This window comes from Marinobacter nauticus ATCC 49840 (assembly GCF_000284615.1).
Lineage (GTDB): Bacteria > Pseudomonadota > Gammaproteobacteria > Pseudomonadales > Oleiphilaceae > Marinobacter > Marinobacter nauticus.
Map to the genome: position 1 here is coordinate 2,764,440 of NC_017067.1, position 21,678 is coordinate 2,786,117.

Here is a 21,678-nt window from a genome sequence, read left to right on the forward strand (position 1 = left end):
CATGCCGATCAGGCCAATGGCCCGGGATGAATCGAATTATTTTATTATTTATTGATTTATAACAATGAGTTAAATATGTAGCGCATTTCGGAACAAGCGTGCCACTTTGTGACTTGTGCACATTAACATTGAGCAAGACCCAGCATTGCCATCACCTGATCGGTCAGTCCATCGAGGGTCAGACCGCCCCGTTCCGGGCGATACCAGGTGACCGTCCAGCTCAGGGCGCCGGTCAGCATTCTTCGGGTAATGAAAGGGTCCGCCCCAAGCTGGTTTTCCTTCGACAGCTGCTGGAGTGTAGACAACCACAGGTCTTCATAGATATCCCGCAATTCCAGCACTTCAGCCTGGGAGCCTTCCGAAAGACTGCGCCACTCATACACCAACACCGCCATGGCCTCTCCGGTCTGGCCGTTAATCGACTCCAGTTCTGCCCTGATCAGTGCCCGTAGTTTTTCTCTCGCTGAATCCGCCTGGTCGGCAGCGGCCTGCATCAAGGCGGTATTCAGCCGAATGGTCTCGACCATCACCGCCTTGAGAATTTCCTCCTTGGTGCGGAAATGGTGGAACAAGCTCCCTGACTGAATACCCACAGCCGCCGCCAGATCCCGCACCGTCGTGCGCTCGTAGCCTTTATCCCTGAACAGTCTTGCTGCTTCGTTTAACAGGCGCCCGCGGGCGCTGGCGGGATCAGATACAAGTTGCTCGGCAATGAGGGATTGCAGGATTGGGTTCTGGTTCACAAAGGCCATCCGGTTGTCTTGCTGGGACTTTTTATTCTACCCGAGATTTGCCTGTTTACAAACCAAGCGCTTGCTTGGTATTGTCGTTTCGATCGTTGGATAACCTCTCGCCAGTGCGGGTATCAGAACAAGGCCAAGAACATGTCAGACGCCAACAAAACCATCCGTATCGGTTGCTCCGCCGCTTTCTGGGGCGATACCGAAACCGCCGCTGCCCAACTGGTACGCCAGGGCAATATTGATTACCTGGTCGCCGATTACCTGGCCGAGATCACCATGTCGATCATGGCCGGCCAGAAGATGAAAGACCCGACTCAGGGCTACGCCCGGGATTTTGTGCAGACGGTGATGGCGCCTCTGCTCGGCGAGATAAAGGATAAAGGCATCCGGGTTCTGGCCAATGCCGGTGGAGTAAACCCGGTGGCTTGCCGCGATGCTCTGCAGGCCCTGTGTGAAAAGGCCGGCGTCGATCTGAAGATTGTGCTGGTGCTCGGCGATGATCTGTTGATGAAAAAGAAAAAGCTGGGCGATGCCGGCATTACTGAAATGACCACCGGTCAGCCCTTCCCCGCCATGATGGTGAGCCTGAACGCCTATCTGGGTGCGCCCGGCCTGGTGGCGGCCCTGGAACAGGGTGCCGACATCATTATCACCGGCCGTGTCGCAGACAGTGCGCTGGTGCTGGCGCCGCTGGTGCATGAATTCGGCTGGCGCTGGAACGACTACGACAAACTGGCCCAGGGCAGCCTGGCCGGGCATTTGCTGGAATGCGGCGCCCAGTCTACCGGCGGTAATTTCACCGACTGGGAACAGGTGGCTGATGGCTACGCCAATATGGGCTTTCCCATCGCCGAGGTCAGCGCCTCTGGCGATTTTGTGATGACCAAGCCCGAGGGCACCGGCGGCATGGTCAGCAGGGGCACTGTGGGCGAGCAGCTGGTGTATGAGATTGGCGACCCACGGGCTTACCTGCTGCCAGATGTAACCTGCGATTTCACTCAGGTGACACTGGAGGAAATCGGCAAGGACCAGGTCCGGGTGTCCGGTGCCAGGGGACTGCCGCCGACAGACAGCTACAAGGTATCAGGCACCTGGCCCGACGGATTCAAGTGCACGGTGACGTTCCTGCTGGCCGGCTTTGATGCCCGCGCCAAGGCACAACGAGTGGCGCAAGCTGTTCTTGCCAGGACGTCAGCGATGTTTGCCGAGCGCGGCCTGCCGGATTATTCCGAAACCAGTATCGAATTGCTGGGCACCGAGACTACCTATGGCCCCCATGGCAAGGGCGACCAATGCCGGGAAGTGGTGGTGAAGATTGCCACCGCCCATCCGAAGAAAGAAGCCCTGGTGCTGTTTTCCAGGGAAATCGCCCAGGCCGCTACCGGTATGGCGCCTGGCATCACCGGTATTGTCGGCGGTCGGCCAACCGTGTGGCCGAAGATTCGTTTGTATTCCTGCCTGGTACCGAAGTCGGAGGTGGCGGTTTCGGTGGATCTGGCTGGTGAGAAGTCTGAGGTGGAGGTAGCGACCGAAGGTGGTTTCAATCCGGGCGATCTCGCGGCTGAGCCGGAGTCCCGGATGGAGGTGGCAGCGGATACCTCGGTGCCGTTGATCAAGCTGGCTTGGGCGCGGTCCGGGGATAAGGGCGATCACAGCAATATCGGGGTGATTGCGCGGGATCCGGAGTATGTTCCTTACATTGAGGCGGCATTAACGGAGCAGGCGGTGGCCGAGTGGATGGCTCATACGCTGAATCCGGAGTCCGGCAAGGTGACTCGCTGGTCTATGCCTGGGTTGCATGCGTTCAATTTCTTGCTGGAGCACAGTCTAGGTGGCGGCGGTGTGGCGTCGCTTCGGATTGATCCGCAGGGTAAGGCGTTTGCTCAGCAGTTGCTGGAGTTTCCGGTGCCTGTGCCTTCGAATCTGGTTCCTCAATGAATGTATTAACCCCGGTTCTGGGGCAAGAGCCCCGACAGGGCATTACTTCCCTGAGCTTGGGTGCAAGCGCCCCACCGGGGTACAGCCTTCCGGGACACGCCGTAAATACGTCCGTGTAGGCTTGAGCGCAGCTTCCCTGCTGCGCACAGTCCCGGAAGGCTGTACCCCGGCGGAGCGCCCGAACGTTTTTCGTGGATTCTTTGGATTGGAATAGGGAATTTTGTATGAGTTATCAGTCTGTTCTTCGCCCGGGCTTGTTTGAAGGCCAGGTTTTTATTGTCACCGGTGGCGGTTCGGGGATTGGCCGCTGCACGGCTCACGAACTGGCGGCGCTCGGTGCCCGGGTTGCGCTGGTGGGTCGTAAGCAGGAGAAGGTAGACGCGGTTAAGGCCGAGATTGAGGAAGACGGCGGTATTGCCAGCGCCCATGCCTGCGATATTCGCGAGGAGGAGTCGGTCAAGATCACGGTGAAGGCCATTATTGAGACCCACGGCGGTCTGAACGGGGTGGTGAACAATGCCGGCGGGCAGTTTGCGTCTCCGTTAACAGGCATTAACCAGAAGGGTTGGGAAACTGTGGTGCGCACGAATTTGACCGGCGGTTTTCTGATTTCCCGGGAGGCCTATACCCAGGCCTTGAGTAAAACCGGCGGTTCGATTGTGAACATTGTGGCGGATATGTGGGGTGGCATGCCTGGCATGGGCCACTCAGGGGCCGCACGGGCCGGTATGGTGAATTTTACCCAGACGGCCGCGGTCGAATGGGCGCCGTCCGGGGTTCGGGTGAATGCAGTAGCGCCGGGGTGGATTGCGTCCAGCGGGATGGACAACTACCCGGCCCATATGAAGTCGTGGATTCGTAGCCTGGCGGATGCGGTGCCGATCAAGCGGATGGGTACAGAATCAGAGGTAAGCTCGGCGATCTGTTTCCTGCTCAGCCCGGGCGCCGCGTTTATCAGCGGCGATTGTCTGCGGATTGATGGTGCCGCCTCCCAGGGTGGGCGTGTGTGGCCGATGCCGAAGGCGAAGAATAACGAGCCCTACAACGGTTTCCATCGGGCGGTAACGCCGAAAGTGTTGAGTGACGACTGAGGATTTCTCATGCAGGTACTGGAAACAACAATAAGCCCCCAGTCCGACGAGTTCCGGGCCAATGTCGAGGCCATGGAAGCGCATATCTCGACTTTCCGGGATGTGGAGCAGAAGGTTCTGGACCTGGCGGAATCGGCCCGGGAGAAGTTTACCAAGCGGGGCAAGCTGCTGCCGCGGGATCGCATCAATCGGTTGCTCGATCGTGGCAGTGAGTTTCTGGAGCTGTGCTCCCTGGCCGGTTACAAGATGCATGATGACAAAGACGGTTCCATGGCCGGAGGCGGGATTATTGCCGGCATCGGCAGAGTAGCCGGAGTACGCTGCCTGGTGGTCGCAAGCAACAGTGCCATCAAGGGCGGAACCATTACTCCCGCCGGTCTGGACAAAACCCTGCGCCTGCAGCAGATCGCCATGGAGAACAAGCTGCCGGTGGTGTCGCTGTCAGAATCTGGCGGCGCCAACCTGAACTACGCCACCGATATCTTCGTGCTGGGCGCCCGGGGCTTTGCGAACCAGGCCCGTATGTCAGCAGCCGGTATTCCACAGGTAACCGTCGTCCATGGCAACGCCACTGCCGGCGGGGCCTATCAGCCCGGTCTGTCGGATTATGTGATCACCGTGCGCGAACAGGCCAAGATGTTCCTGGCCGGCCCACCTCTGCTAAAAGCGGCTACCGGCGAGGTCGCCACCGATGAAGAGCTGGGTGGAGCAGAAATGCACGCCACGGTTGCCGGCACCGCCGAATACCTGGCGGAAGACGATGCTGATGGCATCCGGCAGGCCCGGGAGATTCTGGGCGCCCTGCCCTGGAACGAAAACCTGCCGCTACGCCAGGAACCACAGTGGGATGAGCCGCTGTATCCGGCGGACGAGCTGCTGGGCGTGATTCCTTCCGACGCCAAGAAGCCCTATGACGTGCGAGAGATCCTGGCCCGCATCGCCGATGGCTCCCGGTTCCTGGATTTCAAGAACGACTACGACAGCCAGACGGTGTGCGGCACCATCCGTATTCAAGGTCACAGCGTAGGCATCATCGGCAACAACGGCCCGATCACCCCTGCCGGCTCCGCCAAGGCGGCGCAGTTTATCCAGCTTTGCGATCAGGCAGGCACGCCTATCCTGTTTCTGCATAACACCACCGGATTTATGGTCGGTACCCACTCCGAACAGAACGGCATCATCAAACACGGGTCGAAGATGATTCAGGCCGTGGCCAACTGCCGGGTACCAAAACTCGCCGTGGTGGTGGGCGGTTCCTACGGCGCCGGCAACTACGCCATGTGCGGCCGGGGCCTGGACCCGAGATTCATCTTCGCCTGGCCCAACAGCCGCACCGCCGTCATGGGCCCCGCCCAGGCCGGGAAGGTGATGCGCATCGTGGCTGAAGAAAAACAACGCAAAAGTGGTATCGAGCCGGACGAAAAGACTCTGTCGTTCCTGGAACAGGCCACCGCCAAAAAGCTGGAAGACGGCTCCACCGCCCTTTACGGAACTGCCAGGCTCTGGGACGACGGCCTGATCGATCCTCGGGATACCCGCCGTGTTCTGGCCATGGTGCTTTCCGTTTGCCGTGAAGCCGAACAACGACCACTGCGACCCAACGTTTACGGCGTCGCCCGTTTCTGATTTCCACACTGATTTACCGGGAGAACAACAATGAAATTCACAGCCGAACACGAAGCCCTCAGAAAGACCGTCCGCGATTTTGTCGAAAAGGAGATCAATCCGCACTGCGATGAATGGGAGGAAGCCGGCGAGTTTCCCATTCACGATCTGTTCAAGAAACTCGGCAACCTGGGCCTGCTGGGCATTCAGAAGCCGGAGGAATACGGCGGCATGGGTCTGGATTACAGCTACAACCTCGTGGCTGCTGAAGAACTGGGCATGGCCAAGTGCGGCGGTGTTCCGCTGGCCGTGGGCGTGCAGACCGACATGTGTACCCCCGCGATTGCGCGCTTCGGTTCCGATGAACTGAAACGGGATTTCCTGGCCCCGGCTATTGCCGGCGATATGGTGGGCTGTATCGGTGTGAGTGAAGTGGGCGCAGGCTCCGATGTGGCCGGCCTGAAAACCACGGCTAAGAAAGACGGCGATGACTACGTCATCAACGGCTCCAAGATGTGGATCACCAACTCCCCGAAAGCGGATTTCATGTGTCTGCTGGCCAACACCAGCGACGACAAACCCCACAAGAATAAAACCCTGATGATCGTGCCCATGAACACACCGGGCATCACCTTCAGCCCGCACCTGAACAAGCTGGGTATGCGTTCATCAGAAACCGCCCAGGTGTTTCTGGACGACGTGCGAATTCCCCAGCGCAACCGCATCGGCGCAGAAGGCACCGGCTTTATGATGCAGATGCTGCAGTTCCAGGAGGAGCGCATGTGGGGGGCCGCCAACGTAATCAAGGCCCTGGAAAACTGTGTCACGCAGACCATTGAATACTGCCGCGAGCGCAAGACCTTCGGCCAGCCGCTGATCGACAACCAGTATATTCATTTCCGCCTGGCGGAGTTACAGACCGAAATCGAAGCGCTGCGCGCGCTGACCTATCAGGCCTGTGAGCTGCACGTTGAGGGCAAAGATGTCACCAAGCTGGCGTCGATGGCGAAACTGAAGGCCGGGCGTCTCGGTCGAGAAGTGACCGATGCTTGCCTGCAGTTCTGGGGTGGCAACGGTTACATGTGGGACAACCCCCTGTCACGGGCTTACCGCGATGTGCGGTTGGTCTCCATCGGCGGCGGTGCCGACGAAATCATGCTGGGCATCATCTGCAAGCTGATGGGCACCTTACCTGGCAAGAAACGCGACTAACGTTTGGAGTTTGGAGTCAGGCCTCGCGGTCAGGTAGGGCTTTCCGGGACACGCTGTGAATACATCCATGTACGCTTGACTGCAGCATCCCTGCTGCAGACAGTCCCGGAAAGCCCTACCTGCCCCCAAGGCCCCGAACATTGCGACTGGTACCCGATTGCCGCCCGAAAACGGAGCCTTTTTATGGAACAGCTACCCCAGTGCGAAACCCTGATTCTTGAAAAACAGGGCCCCACCCTGTTCATCACCATCAACCGCCCCGACGTCCGCAACGCCATGAGTCTGCAGATGGTCGCTGAGTTGTCCACCATCTTCAGCGAGATCGAAAACGACATCAGCATCCGCGCCGCCGTCATCCGCGGCGCAGGTGGACATTTCTGCGCCGGCGGCGATATCAAAGACATGGCCGGCGCCCGGAGCCAGAAAGCCGGCGAAGGCCGCGACGACCCGTTCTACAAACTCAACCGCGCCTTCGGCCAGATGATCCAGCAAGTCAACGAATCATCCAAAGTCGTCATCGCCATCACCGAAGGCGCCGTCATGGGCGGCGGCTTCGGCCTGGCCTGCGTCTCCGACCTGGCCATCGCCGGCCCGACTGCCAAATTCGGTATGCCGGAAACCACCCTCGGCGTCATCCCGGCCCAGATCGCCCCGTTCGTTGTCGAACGCATCGGCCTGACCCAGGCCCGTCGATTGGCGCTGCTAGGTTTGAGAATCGACGCAACGGAAGCCTGCAAACTCGGCATCGTTCACCAGGTTGCGGAATCCGAAGAACAGCTAAGCGACATGCTGAACCAGGCTCTGGAACGGGTACGCCTGTGCGCCCCCGACGCCACGGCAGAAACCAAGGCCTTACTGCATCGGGTGGGACATGAAGCCATGGCCGGTTTACTCGATGACGCCGCTGAAAAATTCGCGGCCTCCATTCGGGGGCCCGAGGGCACGGAAGGCACTATGGCGTTCATGCAAAAGCGTGAGCCAAAGTGGGCCGAGAGTTAACGAAAACAAATATTAAAACAAGCCACTCAACAATCATTGGGCAGGCAAACACCCAAGGTCGCGGGAGCGCCACTGGCGGGATAAGCCTCCGGAAAATTTCGAAGGCCAAGGATGGCCTGAGAGAAGCGCACAGGGATGTGCTCGTAGCGGTTTTCCGGAGGCTTATCCCGCCAGTGGTGCGGACGAACACCAACCTGGGGCGGTCCAGTAACAAGGTAGACAACACGTATGCTAAAAAAACTACTCATCGCTAACCGAGGCGAAATCGCCGTCAGGGTCATCCGTACAGCCAAAGCGCTGGGCTACCGAACCGTTGCCGTCTACTCCGAAGCCGATGCCAACGCCCTGCACGTTGAACAAGCCGACGAAGCCGTCTGCATCGGCCCGGCACAGGTTGCTGCGTCTTACCTCAACGCCGACGCCATCCTCGATGCCGCAAGGAAAACAGGCGCCGACTGCATCCACCCGGGCTACGGCTTCCTCTCCGAAAACTCCGGCTTCGCCAAAGCCGTCAAACAGGCCGGCCTCACCTTTGTAGGCCCTCCCGAAAACGCCATTGAACTCATGGGCAGCAAACGCCGCTCGAAAATCGCCATGCAGGAAGCCGGCGTGCCCGTAGTCCCTGGCTACGAGGGCAACAACGCCAGTGATGATGAACTCATCGCCGCAGCCCAGGACATCGGCTACCCCCTCATGCTCAAAGCCTCCGCAGGTGGCGGCGGCCGGGGCATGCGCCTGGTCGAGAGCGAGAGCGAGTTGGCCGACAACATTAAGAGGGCCCGCTCAGAAGCCAAACAGGCCTTCGGTGACGACGAACTGATCATCGAAAAAGCGGTCATCGAACCCCGGCACGTAGAAATCCAGGTTTTTGCAGACCGCCATGGCAACGCCGTTTACCTGGGCGAGCGGGACTGCTCCGTACAGCGCCGGCACCAGAAAGTGGTCGAGGAAGCGCCCTCACCTTTTGTTACCCCGGAACTGCGTAAGGCCATGGGCGAAGCTGCTGTCAAAGCAGCCCTGGCCTGCGGTTACGAGGGCGCCGGTACCGTGGAATTTCTGGTCGACAAAGACCGCAGTTTCTACTTCCTGGAAATGAATACTCGCCTGCAGGTAGAGCATCCGGTCACCGAACTGATTACCGGCCAGGATCTGGTGGCCTGGCAGTTGATGGTCGCTGAAGGCCGCCCACTACCTCTGGCCCAGGATGACATCCAACTCAATGGCCACGCCATCGAAGTACGACTTTACGCCGAAGACCCGGCCAGCTGTTTCAACCCGCAAACCGGCACCCTGCACCAGTTCACTCCGGCCGAAGGCGAAGGACTGCGGTTTGATACCGGCGTGCGCTCCGGTGACGTGGTCAGCCCCCACTACGATCCCATGCTTGCGAAAGTCATCGCCTGGGGCCAGAACCGGGACGAAGCCCGTCGCCGCCTGATCCGGGCGCTGGAAGACACCACAGTCTTTGGTGTGACCACCAACCGCCATTTCCTCAGCCGCATCATCGCCGATGACATCTTTGGTGCCGGTGAAGCCACCACGGCCTTCCTGCAGCAGGCCTTCAAGGATGATCCGTCACTGGCGCCCCAACCGCTCACCATCCGCGAGCTGGCCCTCAGCGCCTGCGCCCTGAGTCTTGGGCAATCCGCCCAGGAGGGCTGGAGTAACGCACCCGCCACCGTCATGCCGATGAAACTTGAGGCCCGGGATGAAGCCCTGGAACTGCTGGTTCGGCACAGTGGCCACAAACTGCTGGTGGCCCACGGCGAAGAGCACTATGAACTGCAACTGCAAAGCCAGGAGCCAGGCCTGCTGTGCATTATCGACAACGGGGTTCGTCAGCGGTGCCAATACTACCGGAGCGGAGATTCCCTATATTTGCAGGCGTTCGGCCGTTCCTGGTGCGTTCGGGATATTACGCACCAACCCGCCCAAGGTGCCTTGGGCACCGGCAGCGGCAAGGTCCAAGCCACTATGGACGGTGCCATTATAGATGTACTGGTGGCAGAGGGAGATCAGGTGGAACAGGGCCAGACCCTGGTGATTCTGGAAGCCATGAAAATGGAGCATCCGGTTAAGGCGGATCGCACGGGCACCGTTGGCCAGTTGCTCGCCCGCAAAGGAGACCAGGTCAAGCGTGGCCAACTTCTGGCAGACGTGCAGTCCACTGAGGAGGCAGAATCATGAGCCGGCTACAGCAGCGCACAGTGTTTATAACCGGCGGTAGCCGGGGAATCGGCCGCGCTATTGCCCTGGCCTGCGCCCGGGAAGGCGCCAACGTGGTCATTGCAGCGAAAACCGATACCCCGCATCCGAGACTACCCGGCACCATCCACACGGTCGCTGAGGAAATTCGCAACGCCGGAGGCCAGGCGCTACCGCTGGTACTGGACGTGCGGGATGAACGACAGGTCCGCCAGCGAATAGACGAAGCCGCCGGTTATTTTGGCGGTATCGATGCCTTGGTGAACAACGCCGGGGCGATACGCCTGACCGGTGTCGAAAACCTGAAAGTGAGCCGATACGACCTGATGCATCAGGTCAACGCCCGGGCCGTATTCACCTGCAGTCAGGCGGCCCTGCCCTGGCTGAAGGAATCCGGTGGCCACATTCTCAGCCTGTCGCCGCCGCTGAACCTGAATACCCGGTGGTTTTCCCAGTACGGGCCATACACCACCACAAAATACGGAATGACCATGCTCAGCATGGGCATGGCCGAGGAGTTCCGACGCTATGGCATTGCCGTGAACTGCCTGTGGCCAAAGACTCTGATTGCCACTGCCGCCATAGAACACGAAGTGGGCGGACCTCAATTGATGGCGCAGGGACGAAAGCCGGAAATCATGGCCGATGCCGCGGTCAGCATACTGTCCCGCAGTGCGGACGAACTGACCGGGCAAGCGCTGATTGACGAGGATGTACTTCGCCAGGATGGCGTGAAGGACTTCGAACACTACCGGTATGCCGCAGGCAACAAGCCACTGCTGCCGGATCTGTTCCTGGATTAGCCGCGGAGCAATGGGTTGGTCCGCGGTTCAAAACTTACAAAGACAATGACGACTGAAACGGACGCACCATGAGCCAAGACATCGTAACCGCACGCGACATCATGCGCAGCCTGCCCACGGTTCTGAAAAAATTTCCCTTCGTGGCAAAAGGGCTTTACTACTACCGGGTAAAGGACGACAAAAAAGAGCTGACCCTTGGCAAGCTGGTAGAGCGCAACGCTGACAAACACCCCACGCGCCCTGCCATTCTCTTCGATGATCGCAGCATTACCTGGGCAGAACTGGATGCCTGGAGCAATCGAATTGCCCATTACCTGAAAGATCAGGGGCTGGTAAAGGGCGATGCCATTGCGGTACTGCTGGAAAACCGACCGGAACTACTGGCGACCGTGGTTGGCGCAGCCAAGGTCGGCGTGGCCTGCGCCATGCTGAACACCTCCCAGAAAGGCAAAGTGCTGGCCCACAGTATCAACCTGATCGAGCCACGACTGCTGGTGGTTGGTAGCGAACTGATCGACAATGCCGAGTCGGTTCGTGGAGAGGTTCAGCTCCGGCACACGCATCCCCTGCTCTACCTGCATGACGGCAACACTCTGAACACCTTTGGTGACGCGCCGGAGGGCTTCGTCAATCTGGCCCTGGAAGTCAGCCGCCGGCCCTCAACCCGACCGGTCCTGAGCAACCCGGTAACCATGGGCGATACCGCCGTGTATCTTTACACCTCAGGCACCACCGGCCTGCCCAAGGCAGCGCCCGGTTCACATCGCAAATTTATCAAAGCCTACGGCGGCTTTGGCATGCTCTCCCTGGCCATGGAACCGGAAGACGTCCTGTACTGCACGCTGCCGCTGTATCATGGCACCGCCCTGCTGGTGTGCTGGGGCTCGGTCCTCGCCGGTGGCTCTGCCATCGCCCTGCGCCGAAAATTCTCCGCCAGCGCCTTCTGGGACGACGTCCGACGCTACAACGCCACCACCTTCGGCTACGTGGGCGAACTGTGCCGCTACCTGCTGAATCAACCTCCCGGCAGCCAGGACCGCAACCACGGCCTGACCAAAATGATCGGCAACGGCCTGCGCCCCTCCATCTGGAAAGAATTCAAAGAACGTTTTGGCATCGACAAGGTGGCTGAACTGTATGCCTCATCAGAAGGCAATATCGGCTTCAGCAACTTTTTCAACATGGACAACACCGTGGGTTTCTCCACCGCGCCCTACAAGCTGGTCAAATACCACGAAGGCACCCGGGACCCGATCCGCAACGACAAGGGCCGTCTGGAGGAAGTGGAAAAAGGCCAGCCTGGCCTGTTGATCGGGGAGATCAACAAGAAGTGGGCATTCGAGGGCTACACCCAGAAGGAAGCCACCGAGAAATCCATCCTGCGCGATGGCTTCAAGAAAGGCGATGCCTGGTTCAATACCGGTGATGTATTAAAAGAAATCGGCTGCCGTCACCTGCAGTTTGTCGATCGCATGGGCGACACCTTCCGCTGGAAAGGGGAGAACGTATCGACGACGGAGGTGGAAAATATCATTGATGGCTCCGGCATGGTGGAAGAAGCCATTGTGTACGGTGTCGAGATTCCCAAAACCAACGGCAAGGCGGGCATGGTAACGCTGGTGCCTCAGTCAAATGGTTCGTCCTTCGATATCAACAAGCTGTTTGACTATCTGCAGGAGAATCTGCCGGCCTATGCGGTGCCGGTGTTTGTGCGGGTGACCAATGCCATCGAGAAGACGGGAACGTTCAAGTACCGGAAGGTGGACATCCAGAAGCTCGGCTATTCTCTGGAGCGGTCGGAAGACGATGTGTACGCCTGGCTGCCCGGTTCGTCCGGTTATACTTTGCTGACTCCGGAGTTGGTGTCCGATATTGATTCGGGGGGTGTTCGGTTTTGATCCTGACTTTTGGAGAGGGGCCTCATAACCTAGCCTGCAACGCTTGGTGACAGTGAGTACGGGGTGCCCCTCCCAAAAACCGCTACAAGCACATCCCTGTGCGCTTCTCTCCGGCCATCCATGGCCTCCGACATTTTTGGGAGGGGCACCCCGCACTCACTTCCGAGCCAAGGAGTGATAGTCAGTTTACTGAAAAACCTAGCTTTTCTCCCTGACTATTACTGTGAAGCTGACCGGCCGTGATGGGGAACGCTTCCAAAAAATTTTGAGGGCCATGGATGGCCCGAAATAAGCGCACATGGATGTGCTTGTAGCGGTTTTTTGGAAGCGTTCCCCAGCGCGGCCCACACCGAAACCTAAAGGCTAGGAGGGAGGCTACCCCTCAGGCTCCAAGAACTATTCTTCAACCCGCAAAACGATCTTGCCAGTGGCCCGACGCCCCGTAAGCGCCCCAAGCGCCGCCGCATATTCCTCGAACGGGAAAACCTCGCTGACCTTGGGATCGATCTTGCCGTCGGCATACATCTGCAACAGCTCCATCATGTTCTGGGCACTGGTCTGCGGCTCGCGCTGGGTGAAGCTACCCCAGAACACGCCTACCACGGAACAACCCTTGAGCAGCGTCAGGTTCGCAGGAATCTTGGGGATATCCCCTGCGGCAAAGCCGATCACCAAATGGCGGCCGTTCCAGCCCATGGTGCGCAGGGCCTGCTCGGTGAAATCTCCGCCGACCGGGTCATAAATGACATCCACACCTTTGCCCTTGGTCAGTTTCTTCACCGCATCTTTCAGCGATTCCTCGGTGTAGTTCACCAGTTCATCAGCACCGGCCTCCCTGGCCACCGCGAGTTTTTCAGCAGAGCTGGCCGCCGCGATCACTTTCGCGCCCATAGCCTTGCCCAGCTCCACCGCTGCCAGGCCAACACCACCGCTGGCGCCGAGTACCAGCAGGGTTTCGCCCGGCTGCAGGTTGCCTCGCTGTTTCAACGCATAATAGGAGGTGCCATACACCATCATGAAAGCCGCTGCTTTCTCATCGGACATAGAGTCCGGAATTGGCAACAGGTTGGTTTCCGGAGCAACCACTTCTTCGGCAAACGCACCCCAGCCGGTCAAGGCGGCTACCCGGTCTCCGGGTTTGAAACGGCTGACTTTTTCGCCCACTTCAAGCACTTCACCGGACAGTTCGCCACCAGGGGAAAACGGCATGGGCGGCTGGAACTGGTATTTGCCCTGAATGATCAGGGTGTCCGGGAAGTTCAGGCCTGCAGCCTTGACCCGGATTTTTACGCCGCTGCCTTTTACGTCCGGGCTGGCAATGTCTTCGATGACCAGATTCTCTGCCGGGCCATATTCTTTGCACAGAATGGCTTTCATGGTTGCTCCTGGGCTGTCTGTCTTACCCTGATGGCGTCAGGGCGGGTCTGATTTGATGTTGTAATTGACCCGGATCAAGCTAAACGCACAGAGCCCGTGAAGCAAATCAAGGCTGCTTATTCATGGCAATAAGCCCGGCTGATAAGCCGGCGGATTCAGAACAGTACAGCGCCCGCTACCACGGCGACGATGATCGTCACGCCAGCGGCCAGAAGCCCATACCTGACGCCGGGAGACAGGGTTTGTGAATGTGGAACCCGGGATGGGCTGTCTTCGTCGTGATTGACCAGTTTCTGGTCTTCGCTGGAGCGCCGAATCAGGTCAATCATTTCCTCACACTGGTGGCTGGAGAACGCCGCCGGGTTGAAGTCCGGTAACTGGTGCTTGTCCAGAAAGGCCTGCACGTCGGATGACAGGGGTACATACTTCATCGACCAGTTGGAGAAGGTCGGGAAGTCCAGCGGCTCTTCAATCAGCATGCGGATATTGCGGTGACGAGAGTCCTGGCGGATTCGCTCGAAGGTTTCCCGGACAAATTCTTCCTCGCCCTCAAGGTACTGGAAAAACCGGTTGTCGCCATAGTACAAGCCACCGACGAGGCCTGCCCGACCGTTATTTCTTCGGGACACCATGAGAATTCTGGCCACGTGGGGTTCGACACCCTTTTCCAGGGGCTGGGCTTCAAACGTTGCTTCGCTGGCGTAGGCGAGTCGCATCAGGGCCATATTGCAGTACTCCGGATCAATCAAACGGGAAACAAGGCAGTGATACGCGTAACTGTCGCGCAATAGATCACATTGGCCGAATCGGCCATCAACGCCTGAAGATGAATCCCGGGACGAATTCCGCTATTCTTCCAGCCTTTCACCCACGCCCCGGACCGAATTTCGTCAAATCAGAGCTGCCCCATGTTTGACATCATCTATACTCTTGAAATGATTGGCGTTGTGGCGTTTGCCATTTCCGGCATGATCGTCGCCCGGTCCAAAAACATGGATCCGGTGGGTGTTTTTGCCATCGGTTTTATTACCGCTCTGGGTGGCGGCACATTGCGGGATCTGATCATGGACAATCACCCGCTGTACTGGATCAAGCACCAGGAGCAGCCGATCATGATCCTGGCCATGGCAATCGTGTTCAGCTACTGGAGCCGGGCCCATTCCCTGAAAGAATCGAGAATCGTCTTCCCGGACGCCATCGGCCTTGGCATTTTTTCCATTCTCGGTGCGCAACTGGCTCTCGATCTGGGCCACTCCTGGTTTATCGCTTCCATGCTGGGTGTAATGACAGGCTGCTTCGGCGGCGCCCTGCGTGACACCCTGTGCAACGAAGTTCCCTTTATTTTCCGCAAGGACCAGATCTACGCCTCTATCGCCTTCGCCGGTTGCTGGCTGTACTTTGTGTGCCAGTGGTTGCTGGAGAGCGAATCCATGGCGCTGACTATTGGCCTGCTGTTTATCGTGATTGTTCGCATGCTCGCGGTGCGCTTTGATATCCGCCTGCAACGAGACCAGATGCTGAACTGAACTCTGAATCATCCCTTGGCGTGAGGCGCCTGAGCCGGTAACATTGCCGTTTTTTCACCCAATTCACGTTTTCCGCACGCAAACTGACTTTCAAACTCCCTAATCCAGGCATTCTAGAGGCAGACCCAAGTCATGCTTGAACGACTGTTCCAACTCCAGGCCCACGGCACCACCGTCCGTAAAGAAGTGGTAGCTGGCATTACCACCTTCCTGACCATGGCCTACATCATCGTGGTCAACCCCAGCATCCTGTCGTCCACCGGCATGGATTTCGGAGCCGTTTTCGTGGCCACCTGTCTGGCCGCAACCATCGGTACGCTGATTATGGGCCTCTGGGCAAACTATCCAATTGCCCTGGCCCCCGGCATGGGCCTGAACGCCTTTTTCTCGTTCACGGTCGTCGGCAGTATGGGATACAGCTGGGAAGTGGCGCTGGGCGCTGTCTTTCTCTCCGGGTTTATTTTCTTCATTCTGAGTGTGGTCAAGATCCGGGAATGGATCATCAACAGCATTCCGATGTCCTTACGCTTTGGCATTTCCGCCGGCATCGGATTCTTTCTTGCTCTGATCGCACTGAAAAACGCCGGCATCGTGGTAGATAACCCTGCGACCCTTGTGGGTCTGGGCGACATCAAAGTGGCTGAGAGCCTGCTGTTCTTCGCAGGCTTCGTACTGATCTGTGCACTTTCCTTCCGCAGAATCACCGGCGCCGTGATGATCGGCATCCTTGCTGTTACCGTGGCAGCCATGATGCTTGGCATGGTGGAATACAAAGGCTTTGTGTCTGCCCCACCCAGCCTTGCCCCCACCTTTATGCAACTTGATCTGGCCGGCGCACTGAATGTTGGCATGATCAGCATTATCTTTGCCTTTCTGTTCGTGGATCTTTTCGATACCTCCGGCACCCTGATCGGAGCAGCCCAGCGCGGTGGATTGCTGGATAAAGATGGCAAGCTGCCCCGTCTCGGACGCGCTCTGATGTCGGATTCCGTCGCAACCATGTCAGGCGCAGCCCTGGGCACCTCAACCACCACCAGCTATATCGAATCAACGGCTGGCATTTCCGCCGGTGGTCGCACAGGACTGACGGCTGTTGTCGTCGCCTTGCTTTTCCTGGCCTGTTTGCTGCTGTCGCCGATCGCGAGCATCATTCCTGCCTATGCGACCGCACCGGCCCTGTTCTACGTCGCCGTGCTGATGGCAAGCGGCCTCAAACTGATCGATTGGGATGACATCACCGACGCCGCACCAGCGATCGTCACGGCACTGACCATGCCGCTGACCTTCTCTATTGCAAACGGCATTGCCCTGGGTTTCATCACCTACGCCGTGATCAAGGCGTTGTCTGGCCGCTGGTCCGATCTTAACGCCAGCGTCGTTACCATTGCCGTTGTATTTGTTCTGAAATTCATGTTCCTGGACGCCGCCTGAGCGGCGCCCAGAGTAATCACCGGATCCGCCCATGGACTATTTTTCCGAGAGCATCAAGAAAGCCATCCGCACTGTGCCGGACTGGCCCAAACCCGGCGTCTCCTTCCGGGACATCACCACGGTCCTTCAGGACAAAACGGCATTTCGTAAACTGATCGATGCATTTGTCCATCGCTACCATGGCCAGCACATTGATGCGGTTGCCGCCGTCGATGCCCGAGGCTTCATTATTGGCTCGGCGCTGGCCTACGAGCTGAATGCGTCTCTGGTACTCGTGCGCAAGAAGGGCAAACTGCCCTTCGACACCCTGGTGGAAGACTACGAACTGGAATACGGCACGGCTTCCGTCGAGCTGCACGAAGACGCTTTCAAACCTGGCGACAAGGTCATCCTGGTGGACGATCTGATTGCCACTGGCGGCACCATGCTGGCCGCAACCCGGCTGATCCGTCGGATCGGAGCTGAAATCGTTGAAGTAGCCGCCATGATTGATCTGCCGGATCTGGGTGGCTCACGCAAGCTGCAGGAAGAAGGTCTGCAGGTTTATACTGTCTGCTCATTCGAAGGAGACTGAGCGGAGGCGCCACCATGGGCGATTATCAGCATCACTGGAAAGATGGAACACCGGTTCATCTTCCCCTTGGCAAAATCGTTTGTGTGGGGCGCAACTACGCCGAACACGCCCGGGAGCTGAACAACCCGGTACCGGAAGAACCGCTGCTGTTTATCAAACCCTCCACCGCAGCGGTTCATATCACCCGCCCGCTGGTCTACCCCAGAGGCCAGGGTGCGGTGCACTTTGAAACCGAACTGGCCGTACTTATCGGCCGCCCCCTGACCAATGCCTCCGCCAGCGAAGTGGAAAGTGCCATTCTCGGTTATGGCCTGGCCCTGGACCTCACCTTGCGGGACGTGCAAAGCAGCCTGAAAGAAAAGGGACACCCCTGGGAGCGCGCAAAGGCCTTCGACGGCGCCTGCCCGCTTTCACCGTTCGTTGCCGCCGACCAACTTGCCAAGGGCAACCTGAACTTCAGACTGGATATCGACGGCCAGCGCCAGCAGACCGGGAATACCGGCGACATGCTGAACCCGATCGCGCCCCTGATTGCTCATATGAGCACCCAGTTCACCCTGTTACCCGGCGATGTGGTGCTGACTGGCACGCCCAAAGGCGTTGGCCCGCTTGTCAGCGGCCAGACTCTGTCCCTGGAGCTGGAAGATGTGTTATTTGTGGAGACCACAGTGGTCTGAACGCAACACGGATACGGATATTCAGACGAGCTGCAAACTTCCCGTAGAACAGGCACTACCATGGCCAGGAAACCCGTTACTTCACGCACAGGACGCTTCTTCAAACTCGCAGGCATGACCGCCACGGTGGCGGGCCAGTACGCCGGCCAGAGAGCGCGGCGCATGTTCCGCACCGAAAATGACGAAGGCGCCCAGAGCGAAAGCTACACCCGGATGGCCGGGCAAATTGCCGATACCCTGGGCGAGCTCAAGGGGGCGGTGATGAAGGTGGGACAGATAGCCTCCCAGACCCAGGACTTCCTGCCCAAAGAATTCTCGGACGCGCTGGAAAAACTCCAGAAAGAAGCACCACCGATGCCATTCGAGGTGATTCTGGAACAGGTGGAAAGTGAGCTGGGCAAGCCGGTTGGCGAGCTGTTTGAATACCTGCAGGAAACACCCTACGCCTCCGCCTCCATCGGCCAGGTACACCGCGCCCGCCTGCACGATGGCACGGATGTGATCGTGAAAGTGCAATACCCCGGCGTGGATGAATCCTGCGACTCCGACCTCAAACAGCTACGACTGGCCCTGAAGCTCGGCGGCCTGCTGAAAATGCCCAAGGAGACGGTTGACCAGCTGTTCGGCGAAATCCGGGTTCGACTGAAGGAAGAGCTGGATTACGAGAACGAGGCGCGAAACCTCAAGCTGTTCCACGAATTCCACAATGATCAGCCGTGGGTGATCATCCCGGAGGTGGTCGACAGCCATTCAACCCGTCGGGTCCTGACCCTGGGGCTGGTGGAGGGCGACCACGTCAGCAAGGTCACACCGGAACACTACTCCCAGGAAACCCTTAACCTGATTGGCCACCGGATTTTCACGATCATGGCCGATCAGCTGTTCCGGTTCCAGTGCATTCACGGCGACCCTCACGCGGGCAATTTCGCCTACCGGCCGGATGGCACCATTATCATGTATGACTTCGGCTGCGTGAAGAAACTCAAACCGGAGATTGTAGAAGCCTACCGCAAAGCCTTGATCGCAGCGCTGGATGAGGACTACCAGGCCCTGGACCAGTACCTGATCGACCTGGGCGCTCGCGTGGACAGCCAACCGGCGGTCGATGAAGCCTATTACGCCATGTGGAGGGACATCCTGATCATCCCGTTCCTGAACGATGAGCCCTACGACTTCGCCGAGGCCGATATCCATAAACACGTGGCCGCAAAAACCAGCACGGTGTTCAAATATCTGGATTACTTCAAACCGCCGGTCGAGAGTATTTTCATAGACCGGATGATTGCGGGACATTACTGGATGCTAAAACGCTTAGGTGTTCAGGCCGCATTCAGAAGTGAACTGGAGAAATACCTCCGAGGCTAACGCCAGGTTCACAAATAACGCGAAACCCACTCCCGCATCCCTTCCGAGGCCCCTTTGCGAATCACCCGTGCCCGGGAGACGGACGCAGGTTCGCCAGGATCAATCACCGTGATGGGCACATCAATGTCCACCTCGTAGATCAGCCCCGCCGCCGGATATACCTGCAGCGACGTACCCACAATCAGCAACTGGTCTGCGGTGCGCACCACCTCTGCCGCCGCATCCAGCATCGGGACTTCTTCGCCGAACCAGACGATATGGGGCCGAAGCTGGGCACCGCGATCACAGGTATCCCCGGGATTGATGTCGTTGTAGCCGATGTCGTAAATGAGGTCCGGATAGGCGGAACTGCGGGCCTTGGTGAGTTCACCGTGCAGGTGCAGCACATTGCTGGAACCGCCGCGCTCATGCAGGTCGTCCACATTCTGGGTGACCACGGTCACCTGAAAACGGCTTTCCAGCTCCGCCAGCAAGCGGTGTGCAGGATTGGGCTGGACGGTTTGAAGTTGCCGCCTGCGCTCGTTATAGAACCTCAGCACCAGATCCCGGTTGCGCTCGAACGCCTCCGGCGTGGCCACGTCGTACACACTGTGCTGCTCCCACAGCCCACCGTTGTCCCGGAAGGTGGAGAGGCCGCTTTCGGCGCTGATTCCGGCGCCGGTGAGTACGACAATGTGCTCTTGCATCAGTCGAAGATCTTGCCCGGGTTCATGATGTTATTGGGATCGAACACCTGCTTGATACCGCGCAGGTAGGCAATTTCCGCCTCGCTGCGGGTGTACTGCAGGTAGGGTTTCTTGGTCATGCCCACACCGTGCTCAGCAGAGACACTGCCCTGATAACGCTCGACAATTTCAAATACCCACTTGTTCACCTGCTGGCATTTTTCGAAGAAATCTTCCTTCGCCATGTCCTCCGGTTTGAGGATGTTCAGGTGCAGGTTGCCGTCACCAATGTGGCCGAACCAGATGATCTCGAAGTCCGGGTAGTGTTCGGTAACCACGTTGTCGATTTCCTGGAGGAAACCCGGCACCTTGGAAACCACCACCGAAATATCGTTCTTGTAGGGAATTCGCGGCGCGATGGATTCGGAAATCCGCTCACGCAGCTGCCAAAGGTTCTGTGCCTGGGTTTCACTCTGGCTGATGACACCATCCAGCACCCAGCCTTCTTCCACACACTGCTCAAACAGTGCCATGGCATCGTCCATTACCTGATCAGAAACAGCCTCGAACTCCAGCAACGCATAATATGGAGCCTCGGTCTCGAACGGTGCCTGAACCTGGCCGTGGGCCAGTACATGCCCCATGGCCTGGTGAGAGAAAAACTCGTAGGCGGTCAGATCCAGTTTTTTCTGGAAAGCCTGCAAGACATCCATGGTGTTGGTGAGGTCGTTCAGGCCCAGCACCAGCACGGTCAGGTCATCCGGCTTGCGGGTAAGCTTCATGGTGGCTTCGGTAATGAAACCCAGGGTGCCCTCGGCACCGATGAACAGATGTCGCAGATCGTAGCCGGTGTTGTTCTTGGCCAGATCCTTGTTCAGATCCAGCACATCACCTTTACCGGTCACCACTTTCAGTCCGGCAACCCAGTCCCGGCTCATGCCCCAGCGAATGACCTTGATGCCGCCGGCATTGGTGGACAGGTTGCCACCGAGCTGGCTCGACCCGGCGGAGGCAAAATCCACCGGATAGTACAGGCCGTTTTCTTCGGCAAAGGTCTGCAGTTGCTCGGTCACCACCCCGGCCTGGCAACGTACGGTGCGATCACTGGCGTTGAAATCCAGAATCTGGTTCATGTTGTCGAACGCTACCACCACTTCGCCATTGGCGGCCACGGCGCCTGCACTCAGGCCGGTACGTCCGCCCGAAGGTACCAGAGCCACCTGATTGTCATTGGCAAACTTCACCAGCGCCTGCACCTGCTCCGTGGTTTTCGGCAGGACAATGGCCAGCGGCTTGGGCGGGTAGATTTTGGTCCAGTCCTTGCCGTAATTGTCCAGATCCGCAGGATCGGTGAGAACCTTGCCCGGGTTTTCGGAGGTGGCAACCAGCTCTTTAAGGGAAGCGATGATCTGTTCGGAACTCATGGATGTGTCAGTCTCTTCGAAGTTGGGCCAGGGCCTGTTCAGAGATCACTCACAAAGAATTGATTCAGGCAAACCGGCGCGCTGTGAAAATCTGCGTTTATGGTATCATACCGCCCCTGTTCTGTGAGCCAGGCCGACGATCCCT

At 58.4% G+C, this 21,678-nt stretch carries 18 protein-coding genes; 13 read left to right on the forward strand and 5 right to left on the reverse strand.

The window, feature by feature from the left end:
• Window positions 1–122 precede the first annotated feature (122 nt).
• Window positions 123–752 carry a TetR/AcrR family transcriptional regulator gene (locus tag MARHY_RS12840; RefSeq protein ID WP_014422169.1) on the reverse strand — a complete coding sequence of 210 codons (630 nt, stop codon included), beginning with the start codon at window positions 750–752 and terminating at the stop codon, window positions 123–125.
• A gap of 132 nt (window positions 753–884) precedes the next feature.
• Between MARHY_RS12840 and MARHY_RS12845 the strand changes: the two genes are divergently transcribed.
• The 8 genes from MARHY_RS12845 (at window position 885) to MARHY_RS12880 (ending at window position 12,494) form a co-directional block, all read left to right on the forward strand.
• On the forward strand, window positions 885–2,681 hold the full coding sequence (locus tag MARHY_RS12845; RefSeq protein WP_014422170.1) for an acyclic terpene utilization AtuA family protein: 1,797 nt from the start codon (window positions 885–887) through the stop codon (window positions 2,679–2,681).
• 224 nt (window positions 2,682–2,905) lie between these two features.
• Window positions 2,906–3,772, forward strand: coding sequence for an SDR family oxidoreductase (locus tag MARHY_RS12850; RefSeq protein ID WP_014422171.1), 867 nt, complete (start codon window positions 2,906–2,908; stop codon window positions 3,770–3,772).
• A 9-nt stretch (window positions 3,773–3,781) separates the two neighbouring features.
• Window positions 3,782–5,398, forward strand: coding sequence for an acyl-CoA carboxylase subunit beta (locus tag MARHY_RS12855; RefSeq protein ID WP_014422172.1), 1,617 nt, complete (start codon window positions 3,782–3,784; stop codon window positions 5,396–5,398).
• A gap of 30 nt (window positions 5,399–5,428) precedes the next feature.
• Complete coding sequence (atuD, locus tag MARHY_RS12860) at window positions 5,429–6,589, forward strand: citronellyl-CoA dehydrogenase (protein WP_014422173.1); 1,161 nt, start codon at window positions 5,429–5,431, stop codon at window positions 6,587–6,589.
• 183 nt (window positions 6,590–6,772) lie between these two features.
• A complete protein-coding gene (locus MARHY_RS12865) occupies window positions 6,773–7,588 on the forward strand; it encodes an enoyl-CoA hydratase/isomerase family protein (protein WP_014422174.1) in 816 nt (271 codons plus the stop codon).
• A 228-nt stretch (window positions 7,589–7,816) separates the two neighbouring features.
• Entirely contained in the window at window positions 7,817–9,775 is a 1,959-nt protein-coding gene (locus MARHY_RS12870) for an acetyl/propionyl/methylcrotonyl-CoA carboxylase subunit alpha (RefSeq protein WP_014422176.1), read from the forward strand.
• Window positions 9,772–10,596: an SDR family oxidoreductase gene (locus MARHY_RS12875; RefSeq protein WP_014422177.1), complete on the forward strand. Its 825-nt coding sequence runs from the start codon at window positions 9,772–9,774 to the stop codon at window positions 10,594–10,596. The genes MARHY_RS12870 and MARHY_RS12875 overlap by 4 nt, the downstream gene beginning before the upstream one ends.
• Before the next feature lie 68 nt (window positions 10,597–10,664).
• Window positions 10,665–12,494 carry a long-chain-acyl-CoA synthetase gene (locus MARHY_RS12880; protein WP_014422178.1) on the forward strand — a complete coding sequence of 610 codons (1,830 nt, stop codon included), beginning with the start codon at window positions 10,665–10,667 and terminating at the stop codon, window positions 12,492–12,494.
• A gap of 396 nt (window positions 12,495–12,890) precedes the next feature.
• Here MARHY_RS12880 and MARHY_RS12885 read toward each other — a convergent pair whose 3' ends face one another.
• Window positions 12,891–13,871: an NADPH:quinone oxidoreductase family protein gene (locus MARHY_RS12885; protein WP_014422179.1), complete on the reverse strand. Its 981-nt coding sequence runs from the start codon at window positions 13,869–13,871 to the stop codon at window positions 12,891–12,893.
• Between the two features lie 155 nt (window positions 13,872–14,026).
• Window positions 14,027–14,596, reverse strand: coding sequence for a BLUF domain-containing protein (locus MARHY_RS12890; protein ID WP_014422180.1), 570 nt, complete (start codon window positions 14,594–14,596; stop codon window positions 14,027–14,029).
• Window positions 14,597–14,779: 183 nt separating this feature from the next.
• Here MARHY_RS12890 and MARHY_RS12895 point away from each other — a divergent pair, with 183 nt between their 5' ends.
• The 5 genes from MARHY_RS12895 to MARHY_RS12915 all read left to right on the forward strand — a co-directional run bounded on the left by MARHY_RS12895 (window position 14,780) and on the right by MARHY_RS12915 (window position 19,444).
• Complete coding sequence (locus tag MARHY_RS12895) at window positions 14,780–15,397, forward strand: trimeric intracellular cation channel family protein (protein ID WP_011786256.1); 618 nt, start codon at window positions 14,780–14,782, stop codon at window positions 15,395–15,397.
• Between the two features lie 132 nt (window positions 15,398–15,529).
• A complete protein-coding gene (locus MARHY_RS12900; protein ID WP_011786257.1) occupies window positions 15,530–16,828 on the forward strand; it encodes an NCS2 family permease in 1,299 nt (432 codons plus the stop codon).
• A 31-nt stretch (window positions 16,829–16,859) separates the two neighbouring features.
• Window positions 16,860–17,402, forward strand: a complete 543-nt coding sequence (locus MARHY_RS12905; RefSeq protein WP_011786258.1) for an adenine phosphoribosyltransferase — start codon at window positions 16,860–16,862, stop codon at window positions 17,400–17,402.
• A gap of 14 nt (window positions 17,403–17,416) precedes the next feature.
• Window positions 17,417–18,079: a fumarylacetoacetate hydrolase family protein gene (locus MARHY_RS12910; RefSeq protein WP_014422181.1), complete on the forward strand. Its 663-nt coding sequence runs from the start codon at window positions 17,417–17,419 to the stop codon at window positions 18,077–18,079.
• A gap of 60 nt (window positions 18,080–18,139) precedes the next feature.
• On the forward strand, window positions 18,140–19,444 hold the full coding sequence (locus MARHY_RS12915) for an ABC1 kinase family protein (protein WP_014422182.1): 1,305 nt from the start codon (window positions 18,140–18,142) through the stop codon (window positions 19,442–19,444).
• An 8-nt stretch (window positions 19,445–19,452) separates the two neighbouring features.
• On the opposite strand, the gene MARHY_RS12920 is transcribed toward MARHY_RS12915, so the two are convergent.
• Complete coding sequence (locus MARHY_RS12920) at window positions 19,453–20,130, reverse strand: SIR2 family NAD-dependent protein deacylase (RefSeq protein ID WP_014422183.1); 678 nt, start codon at window positions 20,128–20,130, stop codon at window positions 19,453–19,455.
• Entirely contained in the window at window positions 20,130–21,533 is a 1,404-nt protein-coding gene (locus MARHY_RS12925) for a D-2-hydroxyglutarate dehydrogenase (protein ID WP_014422184.1), read from the reverse strand. Before MARHY_RS12925 ends, MARHY_RS12920 begins: the two co-directional genes overlap by 1 nt.
• Window positions 21,534–21,678 lie beyond the last annotated feature (145 nt).